We start from the raw sequence: 16,907 nt of genomic DNA, 5'->3' as shown, positions 1-16,907 counted from the left end.
GCTGTGATGAGAAGTAACCAAGGACCGAGGACTGGGGAAATGACCCAAACCGTGCAAGACCACGACGATACCGAGCCGATGAAGACATCTGCGATCATCCTGCTCTTCGTGGGTCTGATGATCGCCATGTTCATGTTCTCCCTCAACCAGACCGTGCTGGCAACCGCTCTGCCGACGATCGTGGGCGAACTCGACGGCGTCGACCAGATGCTGTGGGTGTCCACAGCGTTCATGCTCGCGTCGACGATCATGATGCCTATCTACGGCAAGGTGGGAGACCTGTTCGGTCGCAAGCCCCTCTTCATGTTCGCGATCTGCTGCTTCCTGCTGGGGTCGGTCTTCGCGCTAATCGCGGGCGACATGTCGATGCTCATCTTCGGTCGTGTTCTCCAGGGCATCGGAGGTGGCGGCATGATGATCCTCTCCCAGTCGATCATCGCCTCTGTGGTCCCGGCTCGTGAGCGCGGAAAGTACATGGGCATCATGGGTTCCGCCTTCGCCGTGTCCTCCGTTGCCGGTCCGCTCATCGGCGGCTGGCTGACCGAAGGACCCGGCTGGCGCTGGGCCTTCGCCATCAACTTTCCCCTTGGCATCATTGCTCTCATCGCTGCCGCGATCTTCCTCAAAGTGCCCAAGCACACCAGCGGACACCGCCCGAAGGTCGACTTTGTGGGGATGGCTCTGATCTCGATCGTCACCTCCTGCATAGTCCTCGTTTCCGCCTGGGGCGGCCACGACTACGAATGGGGCTCATGGCAGATCAACGGACTCATCGTCGTCGGAGTCCTCGCCATTGCCGGATTCATCTTCGTCGAACTCAAGGTCAGTGAGCCGGTCATTCCGATGTTCCTGTTCAAGAACCGCGACTTCCTGCTGTGCACCATTGCCGGCCTCTTCATCGGTGTCGGAATGTTCGGTGTCCTGTCCTATATGCCCACCTATCTCCAGATGGTCCACGGTATCGACGCCACAGTCGCAGGCCTGATGATGGTTCCGATGATGGGTACGATGCTCATCTCCTCCACCCTCATCGGCTTCGTCGTCTCCCGCACAGGCAAATACAAGAAGTACCCGCTGATGGGCGTGCTCATCATGGCGGCATCGCTGGTTCTGCTCTCGCAGCTCAAGGCCGACAGCGCGGCCTGGGAGACGATGGGGTGCCTGGCGCTGCTGGGGCTCGGCCTGGGCCTGAGTATGCAGACCCTCGTCCTCGTCGTCCAGAACGCATTCCCCGTTGCTATGGTCGGAACAGCGACAGCATCGAACAACTATTTCCGGCAGGTCGGAGCGACGCTGGGCATGGCCTTCATCGGGTCTGTGTTCACACAGCGCCTCATGGACAACATCAAGGACGGGATGGGCGAGCTGGCCAAAGCCGCACCCTCGCAGCCGCTGCCCAAGGTCTCCTCGACCGGGCTGACGCCCGAGATCGTGTCCAATCTGCCCGAGCCGCTGCACTCCCTCATCATCACCTCATATAACGATGCTCTGGTGCCGCTGTTCCTGTGGGTCGCGCCTCTGGCGGTCCTCGGATTCATCTTCCTGTGCTTCCTGCCCAACACTCCGCTGGCGCAGACGCTCAAGGCTGACCCTGCGATACGCGAACTCGTCACAGTCGGGGCAGAAACGTCTGAGAGTCTCAACGATGCTTCCGCTGCTGACACCGACTCATCCGATAGTCTGGCTGAGAAGGCTAGGCTGAAGGAGTCGACTCATGACGGTACTGACAATACTCAACGCCCCCGGGACAGAGATTCCCGACCAGCTCACTGACCTCGGTCGGAGGGAGGGCATCGAGCTTCGGATCGTCGAGGCCCAGGATCTGGGCTCCTCGCTGCCCGGCACCGATGTCCTCCTTCTCTGGGATTTCTTCTCAAAGGCGCTGCGCAGCGAATTCGCACGCGCCGACATGCTGAAATGGATCCACGCGGCCGCAGCAGGTGTTGACTCGCTGCTGTTCGATGAACTCTCCGCCTCGGACGTTGTGGTCACGAATGCACGGGGAATCTTCGATCGGCCGATCGCGGAATTCGTGCTCAACTACATTCTCATCCATGCGAAGAACTCTCTGGGGTCGCTTGCGGACCAGCGCGAGTCCGTGTGGAACCGGCGCTCGACGAAGAATCTTGCCGGATCACAGGCCATGATCGTCGGCACCGGTTCGATCGGCCGGGAGATCGCCAGAGTCCTCAGGGCCCTCGACGTCAACGTCACCGGGGCAGGCAGTCACGCACGGAGCGGAGACGCGGACTTCGGGACCGTCATCGACTCGGCACAGCTGAGTTCTCATCTGTCCGGTGTGGACTGGGTGATCAACATTGCACCGCTGACGGATAAGACGAAGAACCTCATCGACGCCGAGGTGTTCGCCGCCATGGATCCGAACGCTTACTTCGTCAATGTCGGCCGAGGTGAGGGTGTCGTCACCTCCGACCTCGTGAATGCACTCGAAACCGGCGAAATCTCCGGGGCCGGCCTCGACGTCTTCGACGAAGAGCCGCTGCCTGCTGAGCACCCCTTGTGGCAGATGGACAACGTCATCGTCACCCCGCACATGAGCGGGGACACCGATGGGTGGCGCATGCGTTTGGCCAAGCAATTCGTCGACCTGTTCGAGAAGTACACGGCAGGTGAGACGTTCCCACACACGGTTGACAAGGCGGCGGGCTACGTCCGATGACCGAAAAGTCAGACGATGTTGCCCAGCGGGCGTTCCTGGCTCAGGTTGTCAGCGAACTCATCGCGGTGCGCAGGGCGCGACTGCTGAGCATGCTCGTGCTGGCTCTCGCCATGCTCGTGGCCGGACTCGGTGCGGCGATGCAGGCGCAGGGGACTCGAGTGGACACGGTTCTGCTGTTCTCCGCGTTCAGCCTCATCATGATCGGAATCGTGTGTGCACTCGGCGCGATCATCGCATGGACGAGGATCAATCGTGATGTCTTGGATTCGGTTGCCTCCGCCAGGCCGGCCCGGGCCCGCGCCCCGAGAACCCGCAATGCGGGAATGGCCGTTGCCATCGCCTTCGCCGTACTCGGTCTTCTGTTCGGATGGATGCTGTACTCGATGACGCCGATCCTGGCAGTCGCAGTCGTCCTGGCATGTGCCATTCTCGCCTGCCTGGGACCCATTTGGGCCAACGAACTCTCAAGTGCCGACGATCGTTTCGCTGTGATGCTCGACAGCGACGACGATCTGGCCAACCGGTTCCGCACCTACACCCCGATTTGGCTCCACGACGCGGTCGAGGGCGATGGGGCAGGCCACGGCAGAAACCGAGCCTGAACAGGTTCACCGACCAACTGGCGTAGGCACAACCTACTGTCTGTGCGGAGACAACGAAGCGCCCGCAGCCGAATGAGGCTGCGGGCGCTTGTGTATTCGATCGGAGGATCGACGCGGTCAGATCAGAGGATCGAACCGATCAGGTCAGGGAAAGGCGGGGACGTCGACCCCAGCCATCTTCGCCACACAGCGAATGACCTGGCAGCTGTATCCGAACTCGTTGTCATACCAGACATAGACGACGACACGATCCTCGTCGACGATTGTGGCTAGGCCATCGACGACTCCGGCGCGCTTCGAACCGACCAGGTCACTGGAGACCAGCTCGGGGGAGGAGACGTAGTCGATCTGGTTGCGCAGCTCCGAATTCATCGAAGTGTCGCGGAGGAACGCGTTGAGTTCATCGACGCTCGTAGACTTCTCAAGGTTGAGGTTGAGAATCGCCATCGACACGTTCGGCGTGGGAACGCGGATCGCGTTGCCAGATAGCTTGCCCTTGAGCTCAGGTAGAGCCTTCGCCACAGCCTTGGCAGCACCGGTTTCCGTCAGGACCATGTTGAGGCCGGCAGCGCGACCACGACGGGAACCCTTGTGGAAGTTGTCGATGAGGTTCTGGTCGTTGGTGAACGAGTGCACCGTCTCGACGTGACCGTTGCGGACCCCGTACTTGTCATGCAGGGCCTTGAGTACCGGTGTGATCGCGTTCGTGGTGCACGAAGCCGCTGACATGATCGTGTCCTCGTCGAGGATGGCCGCGTCGTTGACTCCGTAGACGATGTTCTTGACCTCGCCCTTGCCCGGGGCAGTGAGAAGGACCTTCGATGCGCCGGGGCAGGCCAAGTGCTTGGACAGGCTCTCCTCGTCACGCCAGATGCCGGTGTTGTCGACGATGACGGCATCGTTGATTCCGTATTCGGTGTAGTCGACCTGTGAAGGATCGTTGGAGTAGATGACCTGGATCAGGGTGCCATTGGCCTGGATCGTATTGGCCTCTTCATCGACGACGATGCTGCCGTCGAAGTTGCCGTGCACCGAGTCACGTCGCAGGAGCGAAGCGCGCTTGACGATGTCATCATCGCTGCCCTTGCGGACAACGATCGCACGCAGACGCATTCCGGTGCCGCCGGCGCGATCGATGAGGATGCGGGCCAGCAGGCGACCGATGCGTCCGAAGCCGTAGAGAACGACGTCGCGTACGGCGCCTTCTTCGCCATTGCCGCCGGCAACTGATGCGAGTTCCGTGGAGAGGAAGCTCTCAATGGAGTCCGACTGTTGCTGCTGCTTCTGGATGAGGCGGCCCAGGTCGATGCGGGTGGGCCCGAGATCAAGCTCGGACAGTGCTCGAACGATCTCCAGCGTCACCTCGATGTCGAGATCCTCGCCGAGGAAGTGGCGGGCATATCGGTGTGCCTTGATCATCCCGGTCACTGACTTATTCAGCAGTGACCGGCCGAACAGCGTCAGGAGGACGTCGTTCTCTCGGTACAGACGTCCGGTCAGTGGAATGAGTTCTTCGGCGGCAGTCTGCTTGTTCGCCCATTCGTTCAGGCGAGCCGTCGTTGCATCAGTCAAAGGTCGTGTCTCCTCGGTCAGTTAGCGAATTCTCGCCTAGTCTAACGGGTTGTCTGCTCGCGATTCGTCTGGTGTTCATCGAGTCGACGGAATCCGAGCAGCGTGAGCGCGATGATGCCGGCTCCGGCCAACAGCGCACCGAGGCTCTGGATCTGAACCTGGGGTTCGACCAAGCGGTATTCGGGGGAGTCCTCCTTCCGTGGCCGAGGCGGACTCGCGGTTCCGATCCAGGCCGCAACGAAGAGGATGATACGAGCAAAGATATTCATTGTCAGCATGATCGCGATGATCGATCCGAACACGCCGGCGGCTTTGTTGCCGGAGAAGACGTCGACGAGGACTGTCGCGAGGTTGATGAGGACGGTGAAAGCCACGGCGCCGATGAGTGAGCCCCTGATCTTGGCTCTCTTGCCCACCGGGTGATCGGGCAACATGGTGAAGAGAAACATGAAGATCAGCCACGCGGCGCCCAACGTGATGATGAACGGCACCACGCGCAGTACCACCGAAGCGAATCCGCCGAGGTGAAGTGCCTCGCTGATGGCCGATCCCAATCCGGTGCCGATGACTGTCAGGGCCACTGTGAGCAGCAGGCCGATGATGAGTCCCAGGAGTGTCACAACATTGTTGAGGATCTTCTTGACGAAGGACTGGTTGGGAACGACATCGTCGAAATCTGCATGCAGCTGTGCTCTCACAGCGGCACCGAGGTTGCCGATGAATCCCTGCCCGGTATAGAGAGCGGCGAGGATGGCGATGATTCCGACCGACTGCCAGCTGGTGAGGAAGCTCTCAAGCTGTTCCGTCAGAGACGAATTTCCGCCGACCTGCTTTTCGATCTGCTCAACGACGACGGGGAGGAGCTCCGGTTTGGCGACGTCGAGGACGAAGCCGAGACTTGCGAAGGTGAACATCGCGATCGGCATGACCGCGAGAACCAGGAAGTAAGTGATGGCCGCGCCGAATTGGTTGCCCAGGCGTTCGCCGAAACGTTTGACGGCACGCATCAGGTGGGCGGGTCCCGGCTGGGTGATGGCATTGTGGCCGACTTCGGCGACCGTATTGCGTGAGGCCAGTACTTTGGCTGGTGCCACTTCATGCTCCTTCGATCTTGACCCGCAGGTGTCTGTTTCAACACTAGCCGCTGTGAGCGCCCTGAAAGGGGTGGGCCGCGCCTGTAATCTAGACTTTCGATCATGCCGACACTATTTTCGACAGTCCAGTGCGCTGATCTGAGGTTGTCCGCAGGTTCCTCAGCAGCGGACAACCTCAGCGGGTTCTCCGGTTGGGCCGTGACGCTCATGGAGACGCTGGGACCGATCGGTGTCGGCTTCTTGGTCTTCTTGGACAACATCTTCCCGCCGATTCCCAGCGAGCTGGTGCTGCCGCTGGCGGGCTTCACCGCCAGTCAGGGCAGCATGAGCATTGTTCTGGCGATCGTCCTCGCCACCGTGGGATCGGTCGTCGGCGCGGTCATCTTGTGGGCGCTGGGCAAATGGATCGGCCTTGAGCGCATAGCCCGGATCGCCGTGAAGATGCCGCTGGTCGACGTCGACGATGTACACAAAACGGTTGGGTGGTTCGACAAGCACGGTGATAAGGCTGTGTTCTTCGGACGGATGGTCCCTATCTTCCGGTCCCTGATCTCCATTCCCGCCGGCATGCGGAACATGTCGATCGTCAAGTTCCTGGTTCTGACCACAGCCGGAAGCGCGATCTGGAATACCATCCTCATCGTCGCTGGCTTCTACCTCGGTGAGAACTGGTCGATTGTCGAAACCTACGCGGGCTACTTCCAGACGCTGGTCATCGTTGCTGTGCTCGTCTTCGTCGCAGTGTGGATCGTGTTCAAGATCCGCAAACGCAGGAAGGCCAAGGCTGCCGGGCGAACCGAATTCTCCCGCGATAGCACCGAAGGCCCAGCCGGTCTGTCAGGGGACTGAGCCTTCGGCTCGGATCAATGCAGGTCGCTGCTGAGCTCGAGTCGCTGCTGAGCCCGAGTAACTGCAGAGTCAGTGTCACCGCGCTGCCCGTGTCATCACAGCCAGGCTGCAGCAGTATGTTCTTTCGGAACTTCTTCGCCGGCGCGGACAGGCCCGGGGGCGGTGCCCTCCCCGAAGGGCGAACCGCCCAGCTCCTCTCGGCCATGAGGTGAGAGCCAGTCCGCGAGGTCCGGTCCTCGGGGAACGATCTGTGTCGGGTTCACATCGACATGGACGATGTAATAGTGCTGTTTGATCTGAGTGAAGTCGACAGTGTCGCCGAATCCCGGCGTCTGGTAGAGATCGCGGGCGTAGGCCCAGAGATTCTCGAAGTCGCGCAGCGTCTGGCGATTGCATTTGAAGTGTCCGAAGTAAACCGGGTCGAAGCGAACCAGAGTGGTGAACAGACGGACATCCGCCTCGGTGATGGAACCGCCCATGAGATATCGGGAGTGGCTCAGTCGTTCCTCAATGGTGTCCAGGGCAGTGAACAGCCGGTCGAAGGCAGCCTCGTAGGCTTCCTGCGAGCCGGCGAAGCCACAGCGATAGACGCCGTTGTTGATCTCAGTGTAAATCAGGCGCATGACCTTCTCCATCTCCTCCCGAGACTCCTCGGGCCAGAGATCTGGGGCACCATCTCTGTGATACTGCGTCCACTGAGTGGAGAAGTCCTCAGTGATCTGGGGGAAGTCGTTCGTCACGACCACTCCGCTGGCGATGTCGACAATGGCAGGGACGGTGATTCCACGCGGGTAGTCCGGGAACCGTGCGAAGAACGCCTGCTGCAAGCGTTCGATTCCCAGCACCGGGTCTACTCCGCCGGGGTCGAGGTCGAACGTCCAGGACCGTGCATCGTGCGTAGGTCCGGGCATTCCGATGGAGATGACGTCCTCGAGCCCCAGCAGCCTGCGGACGATGATGGTCCGGTTGGCCCATGGACAGGCGCGAGCAGCGATGAGCCTGTAGCGACCGGGCTCGACCGGCCAGTGCGAGTCAGGGTCGGCGAGGATCCGATCTTCGATGTAGTTCGTGTCCCGGTCGAAATCCTCGCACTTGGCCACGTAGCTGTTCATCTGGCTGGTGTCATCGGACATGGTCTGCTCCTTCGTGAAAGTGCCTCAGTTGTCACGTTGGGCCCCAGCCTACGTCTCGTCGCCGCGGCGTGATCAGTCGGTGTAGAGCCCGTCGATGTCGGCTGCGAAGTCCTTGCTGACGAGGTGACGCTTGACCGATTGCTTGGCCGATAGGTAGCCGTTGTCTTCGGTGAGCTCAACGGGCAGGATGGTGAACTTCTTGATGCCCTCCGCCCGTGACACGGTTCTGTTGACGTTCTCGACGGCCTTTTCGATGGTGGCCCGCACGGTTTCGTCTGCCGATGCCTGGCGCAGGTCCATCTGCGGCAGGTCATGGTTCTTCAGCCATGTCGGCAACATTTCCGAATCGAGGAAGATGAGCGCGGAGATGAACTTCCGGTTGTCACCGACGACGACGGGCTGGCCGATGAGCGGGTGGCGACGCAGGGCATCTTCGAGTGGTGCAGGGGCGATGTTCTTGCCGCTCGAAGTCACGATGAGCTCCTTCTTGCGACCATTGATCGTCAAGTAGCCGTCCTCATCGAGAGAGCCGAGATCACCGGTGGCGAACCATTCGCCGTGGAACTCCTTGTCGGTGGCCTTCGGGTTGTTCCAGTATTCGCGGAAGACAGGGACGCCCTTGGCCAGGATCTCGCCATCGGGGGCGATGGCTACGCTGACACCGGGCAGTGGAACGCCGACGGTGCCGATTTTGGCCTTCTCCGGCACATTCACGGTGATCGGGGCGGTTGTCTCCGTCAGGCCGTAACCTTCGAGGACGACGAGGCCGATTCCCCGGAAGAAGTGGCCGAGGTGAGCGCCGAGCGGGCCGCCACCGGAGACCGCGGCACGGACGTTGTTGCCCATGACCGTACGCAGCTTCGAGTACACGAGCTTGTCGAAGAGTGCATGCTGGAGTTTGAGTGAGGTTGGGATCTTCTCTGCATCCATGGCCCTGGAATAGGCGACAGCGACCTGCTCAGCGCGGCGGAAGATCTTCTCCTTGCCGCCGGATTGGGCCTGCGCCAGTGCAGAGTTGAAGACCTTCTCGAAGACGCGGGGGACTCCGAGGATGAACGATGGACGGAAGCTGCCGAGAGCGTCTGTGAGCTTCGTCAGGTCGGACTGGTGGGCCAGCACAGCGCCGGAGCTGATCGAAAGGACCTCGATGAAGCGAGCAAAGACATGTGCCTGTGGCAGGAACAGCAGCGCGCGCATGCCTCCGGTGAAGACCTCCGGGATCTGCTCCTGAGCAGCCTGGACGGTCTGGACGAAGTTCCCATGCGTAAGAACACAGCCCTTGGGTTTGCCTGTGGTGCCGGAGGTGTAGATGAGGGTGGCGGCTGTTTCGCTGGTGACCTGCGAGCGTGCGGCTTCGAGGGCGTCGTCGCTGATCTGTCGCCCGGTGGTTTCGAGTTCGGAGAACGCGCCCTGGTCCCAGACCCACAGCTGTGGTGTGGCGACTCCAGCGGCGGCCGCGGCGGCTTCGACCCGGTCGGCGTGCTCACGAGTGCTGACGAGGCCACGTTCGACGGCCGCGTCCTTGATCATCCAGGCGAGCTGATCTTCTGAGGATGTGTCGTAGAAGGGTACGGAGATTCCGCCCGCGAACCACACGGCGTAATCACTGAGAGTCCATTCGAAGGAGGTGGGTCCGAAGATTGCGATCCGGTCTCCGACCTCGACTCCGGATGCGATGAGCCCCTTGGCCGCTGTTCGGACCTGGGTGAGGAATTCACCGGCGGTGACTTCGTCCCAGCTGTTCTCAACTGGTTTGGCCACCAGCGGCAGATTCGGGTCCTCGGCGACCTTCGCAAGGAAGATATCGGTCGTAGATGATGCCGTGTCGACCTTGAAGTCGACAACCGGGGTTGTGGATTGAGGCATTGTCGCCTGGCTCATGAGCTCTCCTTCGTGGCATAAGTTACTGCCCGGTTATCTTACTGGTCCGGCGTTGTGAGGTGAAATCGCTCACGTTTGGAAGCTCAAACCCTCGTCACACCTCTGTCTCGCAGTCTAGCCAAGTCGAAGCAGGGAATGTTCAGAGTACGATGGTCAAAACCCGCTCACGCCCAGCCAGTGAAGGAAGGTAATGACGACGAATCCTGAGGAGACCGGTTTCCGCTACGATGCGGTGCTGGCCGAGAAAATCGAGAAGTCATGGCAGCACACATGGGAACAGGCGGGAACATTCCACGCCCCGAACCCAACCGGTGATCTGAGCCAGGCTGTTGGAGGTCTCGGTCAACAGGATTCGGACTCTGCATATGGTCCGCCAGAGGCCCTCGGCGAGCGTGAGTCCCTCTACATCATGGACATGTTCCCCTACCCGTCAGGGGCGGGGCTGCACGTCGGTCACCCTCTGGGCTACTTGGGCACGGACGTCTACGGCCGCTATCAGCGGATGCGCGGGCACAATGTCATGCACGCACTGTCCTATGACGCCTTCGGTCTGCCCGCCGACCTATACGCAGTCCAGACGGGCCAGCACCCACGCATCACGACGGATGCGAACATCAAGAACATGACACGACAGCTGCGTCGGCTGGGTCTGGCCCATGACGCTCGCCGCAGCTTCGCGACCACCGACGATGAGTTCGTGCGGTGGACCCAGTGGATCTTCCTGCAGATCTTCAACTCCTGGTATGACCCGGAGGCGAGCACCGAAGGCGAAGACTCTGTCGGCGCCGCTCGGCCGATCACCACGCTGATCGAGAAGTTCGAGCAGGGAGCCAAACAGACCCCTGACTCCCGTCCCTGGTCGGAGCTGAGTCCGTCCGAGCAGGAGGCCATCCTGCAGGACTACCGCTTGGCCTATGTCTCTGAGTCCCCGGTCAATTGGTGTCCGGGGCTGGGCACCGTGCTCGCCAACGAGGAAGTCACGGCCGAAGGCCTCTCCGAGCGGGGCAACTTCCCTGTCTACACCCGCCGCCTGCGGCAGTGGAACATGCGCATCACCGCCTATGCCGATCGCCTCATCGACGATCTGGACGGCCTTGACTGGCCCTCGGCAGTGCGCAGCATGCAGGTCAATTGGATCGGCCGCTCGAAGGGTGCCCTGCTGCGCCTGCCCGTGGCCGCCTCGGATGCGCAGCTCGAGGTCTACACGACTCGTCCCGACACCCTCTTCGGTGCCACCTACCTCGTGCTCAGCCCAGAGCATCCGCAGGTTGCCGCACTCACAGCCGCTGAGTGGGGCGAGCAGACTCCCGAGTCGTGGCGCGGCGGTCAGCCCACCCCCGTCGAGGCGATCGCCGCCTACCAGCGCGAAGCAGCGGCGAAGACCGATGCGGATCGTCAGCAGAGCAAAGACAAGACCGGAATCTTCACCGGGTCCTATGCGATCAATCCCGCGACCGGGAAGCAGATTCCTGTCTTCGTTGCCGACTATGTGCTGATGGGTTACGGAACCGGCGCGATCATGGCCGTTCCGGCCGAAGATACCCGCGACTGGGACTTCGCGAAATCATTCGGACTGCCGTATGTGCGCACCGTTACGCCCCCGGCCGATCACGATGAGGACAAGCCCTACACAGGGACCGGGGTGATGACCAACTCCGCCAACGACGAGATCGACATCAACGGTCTCGAAGTCGACGCGGCGAAGGCGACGATCACCGAATGGCTGGCCCAGAAGGGGCTGGCCACCGAGTCGACTCAGTACCGACTGCGCGACTGGCTGTTCTCCCGCCAGCGCTATTGGGGCGAACCGTTCCCAATCGTCTACAACGAGGCCGGAACGCCGATTGCCCTGCCCGACTCCATGTTGCCGGTAGGGCTGCCCGAGGTCGACGACTTCGCTCCGCGGACGTTTGCCGCCGATGATGCAGACAGCAATCCGGAGCCTGCTTTGGGGCGCAACCGCGACTGGGTCGAGGTCGAACTCGACCTGGGTGATGGTCCGCAGAAGTATTACCGCGAGACGAACACGATGCCCAACTGGGCCGGATCGTCCTGGTACCAGCTGCGCTACGCCGACCCGCACAACAGCGAACGTCTCGTGGACCCGGACAACGAGAAGTACTGGATGGGCCCACGCGAATCCAAGCCGCGCGGCGGTGCCGACCTCTACGTGGGCGGTGCCGAGCACTCGGTTCTGCACTTGCTCTACGCTCGCTTCTGGCACAAGATCCTGTTCGACCTCGGCCATGTCTCATCGTCGGAACCGTTCCACCGTCTGGTCAATCAGGGCTACATCCAGGCCTACGCCTACACCGACTCACGCGGCGTCTATGTCCCCGCCGCCGAGGTGGAGGAGAAGACAGATGGCAACGGTGAGTCGACCTTCTGGTACGAGGGTGCACAGGTCAACCGTGAATACGGCAAGATCGGCAAATCACTGAGGAACTCGGTCTCGCCCGATGAGATGTATGACGAGTACGGTGCTGACACGTTCCGTGTCTATGAGATGTCGATGGGACCGATCGAACAGGCTCGTCCCTGGGAGACGCGTGCCGTCGTCGGTGCGCAGCGGTTCCTGCAGCGTGTGTGGCGTCTGTTCGTGGACGAGACCACCGGCGAGTCGGCGATCAGGGACGGCATGGCCGAACCTGAGACGCTCAAGGTGCTCCACCAGGTCATCGACGGCGTCCGTGACGACATGGACCATCTGCGTTTCAACACCGCGATCTCGAAGCTGATCGTGCTCACGAACCACGCCACGAAGCAGGGCGGAGTCACGGCAGATGTGTTGGAGCCGCTGACCATCATGCTCTCGCCCTTCGCGCCGCACCTGGCCGAGGAGCTGTGGGCCAAACTGGGCCACACCTCAACTCTGACCTATGCGACGTTCCCGGCCGCCGACCCGCAGCATCTGGTCGCCGACCAGGTCACCTGTGTCGTCCAGGTCAAGGGCAAGGTGCGTGCACGACTCGAGGTCGACCCCGAGATCTCGGCCGAGGACCTGGAGGAGCTGGCACTGGAATCGCCGAATGCGCTCAAGGCACTCGACGGGGCCGGGGTGCGCAAGGTCATCGTGCGCGCGCCCAAACTGGTCAATATCGTCCCCGACGCCTGAGACACGGCGTCTGCCCGGAAGGGTTGAATACATATGTCAATGGAAGCCACACGGGACGAAATCCGGCACACCCTGGGTGTGAGGCCGACAATAGATCCGGCAACGGAAGTCGCTCGTCGTGTCGAATTCCTGGCCGAATACATCCTGACTACCGGAGTCAAGGGTCTGACCTTGGGCATCAGTGGTGGGCAGGACTCCACCTTGGCCGGACGACTGTGCCAGTTAGCGGTCGAGGAGCTGCGCAGGAGGGGAGCGAACGCCGAATTCTGGGCGATCCGCTTGCCTCATCATGTGCAGACCGATGAGGATGACGCTCAGAGTGCGCTGGAGTTCATCCGAGCCGACCATGAGGTCGTCATCAACATCGGTTCGGCCACCGACGCTGCGGCGGCCGAATATGCCAGCGCGACCGGAGACGCCATCACCGACTTCGGCAAGGGCAACGTCAAGGCACGGATGCGCATGATCGCGCAGTTCGAGCTGGCAGGGGAGAAGCGTCTCCTCGTCGCGGGCACCGATCATGCGGCAGAGGCCGTGACCGGCTTCTTCACCAAATTCGGTGACGGTGCCGCCGATGTTGTGCCGCTGGCAGGACTGAATAAGCGACAAGGACGAGCGCTGCTTGACCACCTCGGCGCTCCCGAGCACCTGGTTCGCAAAGTTCCCACAGCGGACCTGCTCGATGATGCACCGGGCCAGACCGACGAGTCGTCTTTGGGTCTCAGCTATGACCAGATCGATGACTTCCTCGAGGGCAAGGACATCGATAAGGCTGCTGCTTCGGCACTCGTTGAGAAATACCGTGCCTCCGAACACAAACGTCGCACACCGGTGACACCGACCGATTCGTGGTGGATTCGCCACTGACCCGGTAGCCGGCACTGACTCGGTAACGCTGCTGACACTGATGGCGACGGACTCGATACGAGTCCGTCGCCATCGTGGTTCTCAGTTCAATTCGCCTTAGGCGACGAGTCCGAGCTCCAGGGCTGTTTGGTTGAATTCCCACCGGGCGGAGACGAACTTGTCGCCCAGGCTCTCGCCGCGGCTGCGAGCCTCCGTGTACTCTCTCCAGCCGCCTTTGCGGGAATCTCCGGGACGGATCTCTCGCTTCGACTTATCGTCGGCAAGCTGGCGAGTCTCCTCATTCACCCAGATCGACAGAGCTTCGGCGGCACGGTAGAGATCCATGAACGCTGTGTGGGAACGCGGGTTGTCGAAGCTGGACTTCGCGAATTCCTTCCGGAACGTGTGCAGCGGCTCGAGTTCGTCAACCTCGAGCGTCCCGTAAGTCGCATCCAGACGCAGCGACTGCACCAGGCCCGCAGAATCCGGGAGCAGGCCCAGGATCCGCCGCGCACGCTCTTCGTCGGGCAGCGCAGTGACGTCTTCGTCGACAGGAGTCAGACCCAGGGTATCGAGACGCCCACGTTCGGTGCTCAACAGCTGGCGCAGAGAATCGATCTGTATCTGTGCCCGCCGCCACTCGCCATGGAACATGAGCAAGGCGATGATGACTCCGAGGCACAGAATCAGGCCGATGATCCAGGCGAAGGGGTGGAGTCCGGGCACAGCGAAGAGGACGATGCCCAGCACGCTGAGCACCGCGAATGTCACCGCCGCCGGTGAGTTGGTCAGGAAATCCAAGAAACGCTTCACAATTCCAAGGGTACTGTTTCAACCTGCAGATATCGTGGAACCTAGTGGCATATAGTGTGGCTGAAATGCCGGGACGAAGCAGGGAGAACACGGATTGAAGATTTCAGTCATCGGGTGCGGATACCTGGGCGCTGTTCACGCGGCGGCTATGGCATCACTGGGACACGAGGTAGTCGGCGTCGATGTCGACGCTGACAAGGTGGCGGCGCTGACCTCTGGTCGGCCGCCCTTCTTCGAGCCGGGGCTGAGTGAATTGCTGGTGAAGGGTCAGAACCTCGGCAGTCTCGAATTCACCACAGACGTCTCGCGTGTCGCGGACTCGCGGATCCATTTCGTGTGTGTCGGAACCCCACAGAAGCCGGGAGAGTTCGCAGCCGATGTCACCTACGTCGATGCGGCAGCGAATTCGCTGATTCCGTATCTGACTTCGACGTCGGTGGTTGTGGGTAAGTCCACCGTTCCTGTCGGTACTGCAGAACGTTTGGCCGCTCTGCTGGCTCCCGCGGGAGCAACCCTGATGTGGAATCCCGAGTTCCTGCGGGAAGGTCATGCTGTGGAGGACACGCTGCACCCCAACCGCCTGGTCTACGGTGTCGCAGATGGGCAGGCCGGTGAACAGGCCACTGCTGGCCTCGACGAGGTGTATGCGACCATGCTGGCCGAAGAGACGCCGCGCATGATCACAGACTTCGCGACCGCCGAGCTGGTCAAGACCGCGGCGAACTCATTCTTGGCCACGAAGATCTCATTTATCAATGCGATGGCGGAGCTGTGCGAGGCATCGGGGGCCGACGTCACCCAGCTGGCGGATGCGATCGGGATGGATGATCGCATCGGACGGAAGTTCCTCAACGCCGGGCTCGGCTTCGGCGGCGGTTGCCTGCCCAAGGACATCCGTGCCTTCATGGCCCGTGCCGGTGAACTGGGTGCCGATCAGGCGGTGGCGTTCCTGCGGGAGATCGACTCGATCAACATGCGACGCCGTGTGCGCATGGTCGACATTGCCCGGGATACCTTGGACGGGTCATTCATCGGGAAGAAGGTCACGGTCCTCGGCGCCGCGTTCAAACCCAACAGCGACGATGTCCGGGATTCGCCTGCTCTGGCTGTGGCGCGTCTGATCGCGACCCAGGGCGGTGTGGTGACGGTGACGGATCCGCAGGCGATCGACAATGCGGCCAAGACCTTCCCCGAACTCAACTATGTGGCTGATACCTCGCAGGCTCTGGCCGGCGCCGATGCTGTGCTGCTGCTGACGGAGTGGCAGGAGTACCGGGATCTTGATCCGGTGGCCACAGCGTCGCTGGTGGCAGACAAGCTCCTCATCGATGGCAGGAATGTGCTGACACCGCAGGTGTGGCGCGCGGCCGGCTGGACGTATCGGGCGCTGGGCCGACCATGAAGATCGGCCTGGTCACCGACTCGACGGCACAGCTGTCGGACGACGAGGAATCCATGCTGCGCGAGATCACCGGTGACCTCTTCGCCGTCGTTCCCTTGACGGTGCTCGTCGGAGGGGTCGCCTTCGCAGACGGCGAGCTTGAACCGGGGCACCTGTGCCAGAAGATGGACGAAGGCGCCGAGGTGTCGACCTCCATGGCGACTCCCGCTCAGTTCACCAAGGCCTACTCAACCCTGCTCGACCATGGGGCTGAGGCGATCATCGCTGTGACCATGTCGGGGGAGCTCTCCGGGACACGTGACTCGGCCGTCGCCGCCGCTGCGCACGAGGATTCGCTGATCAACGTTGTGGACTCCAGGACCACCTCGGCGGGACTGGCCGGCGCACTTGCGATCGCTGCCGCCGGAATCGCACAGGGACACGATGTGGCGTCGATCGCCGGAACCGTCGCCGACTGGTGCGCCGGCGAGACCCGAACCGCATTCGCTCCAGAGACCTTGGAACACCTGCGCCGAGGCGGTCGCATCGGTGCCGCGTCCTCGCTGCTGGGCCGGGCCCTGCAGATCGTTCCGGTGCTCGGGCTCAACGCCGGTGTCGTGGCCCCTGTCGCCAGGGTCCGCACCCGCACGAAGGCACTCGATCGCATGGTTGCCTTAGCCGGTGAAACCGCAGCCGAGATCGCCTCCGATGAGCAGGACGTGTACGTGGAGATCCAGCACGCGGACGGTGAACCCTCCCACCCAGATGTGGTCACGCTGCGCGAGAAGATCGAAGCGGCCGGCCTACCGACGACATTTCGAACCTTGTCGACCATCATCACCGCCCACGTCGGATCCGGCACCATCGGAATCACGGTCCAAACCAGACCCTGAGCTTCTCACCACCGGTCCACTCATGCTCACCAGACTGTGGACGAGTGG

The 16,907-nt window shown here is 61.7% G+C and carries 13 protein-coding genes; 8 read left to right on the top strand and 5 right to left on the bottom strand.

Annotation, left to right across the window (positions count from 1 at the left end):
• The first annotated feature begins 39 nt into the window (after window positions 1-39).
• Genes BSP239C_RS04265 through BSP239C_RS04255 form a run of 3 tightly spaced genes read left to right on the top strand, consistent with a single transcriptional unit; the run spans window position 40 to window position 3,282 of the window.
• Window positions 40-1,773 (top strand): DHA2 family efflux MFS transporter permease subunit, encoded by a 1,734-nt coding sequence (locus BSP239C_RS04265; protein WP_101570381.1) that lies wholly within the window; start codon window positions 40-42, stop codon window positions 1,771-1,773.
• Entirely contained in the window at window positions 1,715-2,680 is a 966-nt protein-coding gene (locus BSP239C_RS04260; protein WP_101570380.1) for a D-2-hydroxyacid dehydrogenase, read from the top strand. Before BSP239C_RS04265 ends, BSP239C_RS04260 begins: the two co-directional genes overlap by 59 nt.
• Entirely contained in the window at window positions 2,677-3,282 is a 606-nt protein-coding gene (locus BSP239C_RS04255; protein ID WP_101570379.1) for a hypothetical protein, read from the top strand. The genes BSP239C_RS04260 and BSP239C_RS04255 overlap by 4 nt, the downstream gene beginning before the upstream one ends.
• 144 nt (window positions 3,283-3,426) lie before the next feature.
• Here BSP239C_RS04255 and BSP239C_RS04250 read toward each other — a convergent pair whose 3' ends face one another.
• Both BSP239C_RS04250 and BSP239C_RS04245 read right to left on the bottom strand, forming a co-directional pair.
• Window positions 3,427-4,854: a glyceraldehyde-3-phosphate dehydrogenase gene (locus tag BSP239C_RS04250; RefSeq protein ID WP_101570378.1), complete on the bottom strand. Its 1,428-nt coding sequence runs from the start codon at window positions 4,852-4,854 to the stop codon at window positions 3,427-3,429.
• Window positions 4,855-4,895: 41 nt separating this feature from the next.
• Window positions 4,896-5,948: a YhjD/YihY/BrkB family envelope integrity protein gene (locus BSP239C_RS04245; protein WP_101570377.1), complete on the bottom strand. Its 1,053-nt coding sequence runs from the start codon at window positions 5,946-5,948 to the stop codon at window positions 4,896-4,898.
• Window positions 5,949-6,050: 102 nt separating this feature from the next.
• Here BSP239C_RS04245 and BSP239C_RS04240 point away from each other — a divergent pair, with 102 nt between their 5' ends.
• The gene (locus tag BSP239C_RS04240) at window positions 6,051-6,797 is read left to right on the top strand and encodes a DedA family protein (protein ID WP_101570376.1); all 747 of its coding nucleotides are present in this window, start codon (window positions 6,051-6,053) and stop codon (window positions 6,795-6,797) included.
• Window positions 6,798-6,892: 95 nt separating this feature from the next.
• Here the strand turns inward: BSP239C_RS04240 and BSP239C_RS04235 are convergent, their stop codons facing one another.
• Together BSP239C_RS04235 and BSP239C_RS04230 are read right to left on the bottom strand one after the other, a co-directional pair.
• Window positions 6,893-7,930 (bottom strand): glutathione S-transferase family protein, encoded by a 1,038-nt coding sequence (locus tag BSP239C_RS04235; protein ID WP_101570375.1) that lies wholly within the window; start codon window positions 7,928-7,930, stop codon window positions 6,893-6,895.
• Window positions 7,931-8,002: 72 nt separating this feature from the next.
• On the bottom strand, window positions 8,003-9,811 hold the full coding sequence (locus BSP239C_RS04230) for a long-chain fatty acid--CoA ligase (RefSeq protein ID WP_180958915.1): 1,809 nt from the start codon (window positions 9,809-9,811) through the stop codon (window positions 8,003-8,005).
• Window positions 9,812-10,001: 190 nt separating this feature from the next.
• Here BSP239C_RS04230 and leuS point away from each other — a divergent pair, with 190 nt between their 5' ends.
• Both leuS and nadE read left to right on the top strand, forming a co-directional pair.
• A complete protein-coding gene (gene leuS, locus BSP239C_RS04225; protein WP_101570374.1) occupies window positions 10,002-12,926 on the top strand; it encodes a leucine--tRNA ligase in 2,925 nt (974 codons plus the stop codon).
• 39 nt (window positions 12,927-12,965) lie between these two features.
• Window positions 12,966-13,793 carry an ammonia-dependent NAD(+) synthetase gene (gene nadE / locus BSP239C_RS04220; RefSeq protein WP_308298055.1) on the top strand — a complete coding sequence of 276 codons (828 nt, stop codon included), beginning with the start codon at window positions 12,966-12,968 and terminating at the stop codon, window positions 13,791-13,793.
• Between the two features lie 96 nt (window positions 13,794-13,889).
• On the opposite strand, the gene BSP239C_RS04215 is transcribed toward nadE, so the two are convergent.
• Complete coding sequence (locus BSP239C_RS04215) at window positions 13,890-14,585, bottom strand: hypothetical protein (RefSeq protein ID WP_257930071.1); 696 nt, start codon at window positions 14,583-14,585, stop codon at window positions 13,890-13,892.
• A 94-nt stretch (window positions 14,586-14,679) separates the two neighbouring features.
• Between BSP239C_RS04215 and BSP239C_RS04210 the strand changes: the two genes are divergently transcribed.
• Together BSP239C_RS04210 and BSP239C_RS04205 are read left to right on the top strand one after the other, a co-directional pair.
• Complete coding sequence (locus BSP239C_RS04210) at window positions 14,680-15,987, top strand: UDP-glucose/GDP-mannose dehydrogenase family protein (protein WP_101570372.1); 1,308 nt, start codon at window positions 14,680-14,682, stop codon at window positions 15,985-15,987.
• The gene (locus tag BSP239C_RS04205; protein WP_257930070.1) at window positions 15,984-16,859 is read left to right on the top strand and encodes a DegV family protein; all 876 of its coding nucleotides are present in this window, start codon (window positions 15,984-15,986) and stop codon (window positions 16,857-16,859) included. The genes BSP239C_RS04210 and BSP239C_RS04205 overlap by 4 nt, the downstream gene beginning before the upstream one ends.
• Window positions 16,860-16,907: the final 48 nt, after the last annotated feature.

Source organism: Brevibacterium sp. 239c, from assembly GCF_900169365.1.
GTDB lineage: Bacteria > Actinomycetota > Actinomycetes > Actinomycetales > Brevibacteriaceae > Brevibacterium.
This window is presented reverse-complemented; position numbering and strand designations above follow the sequence as displayed.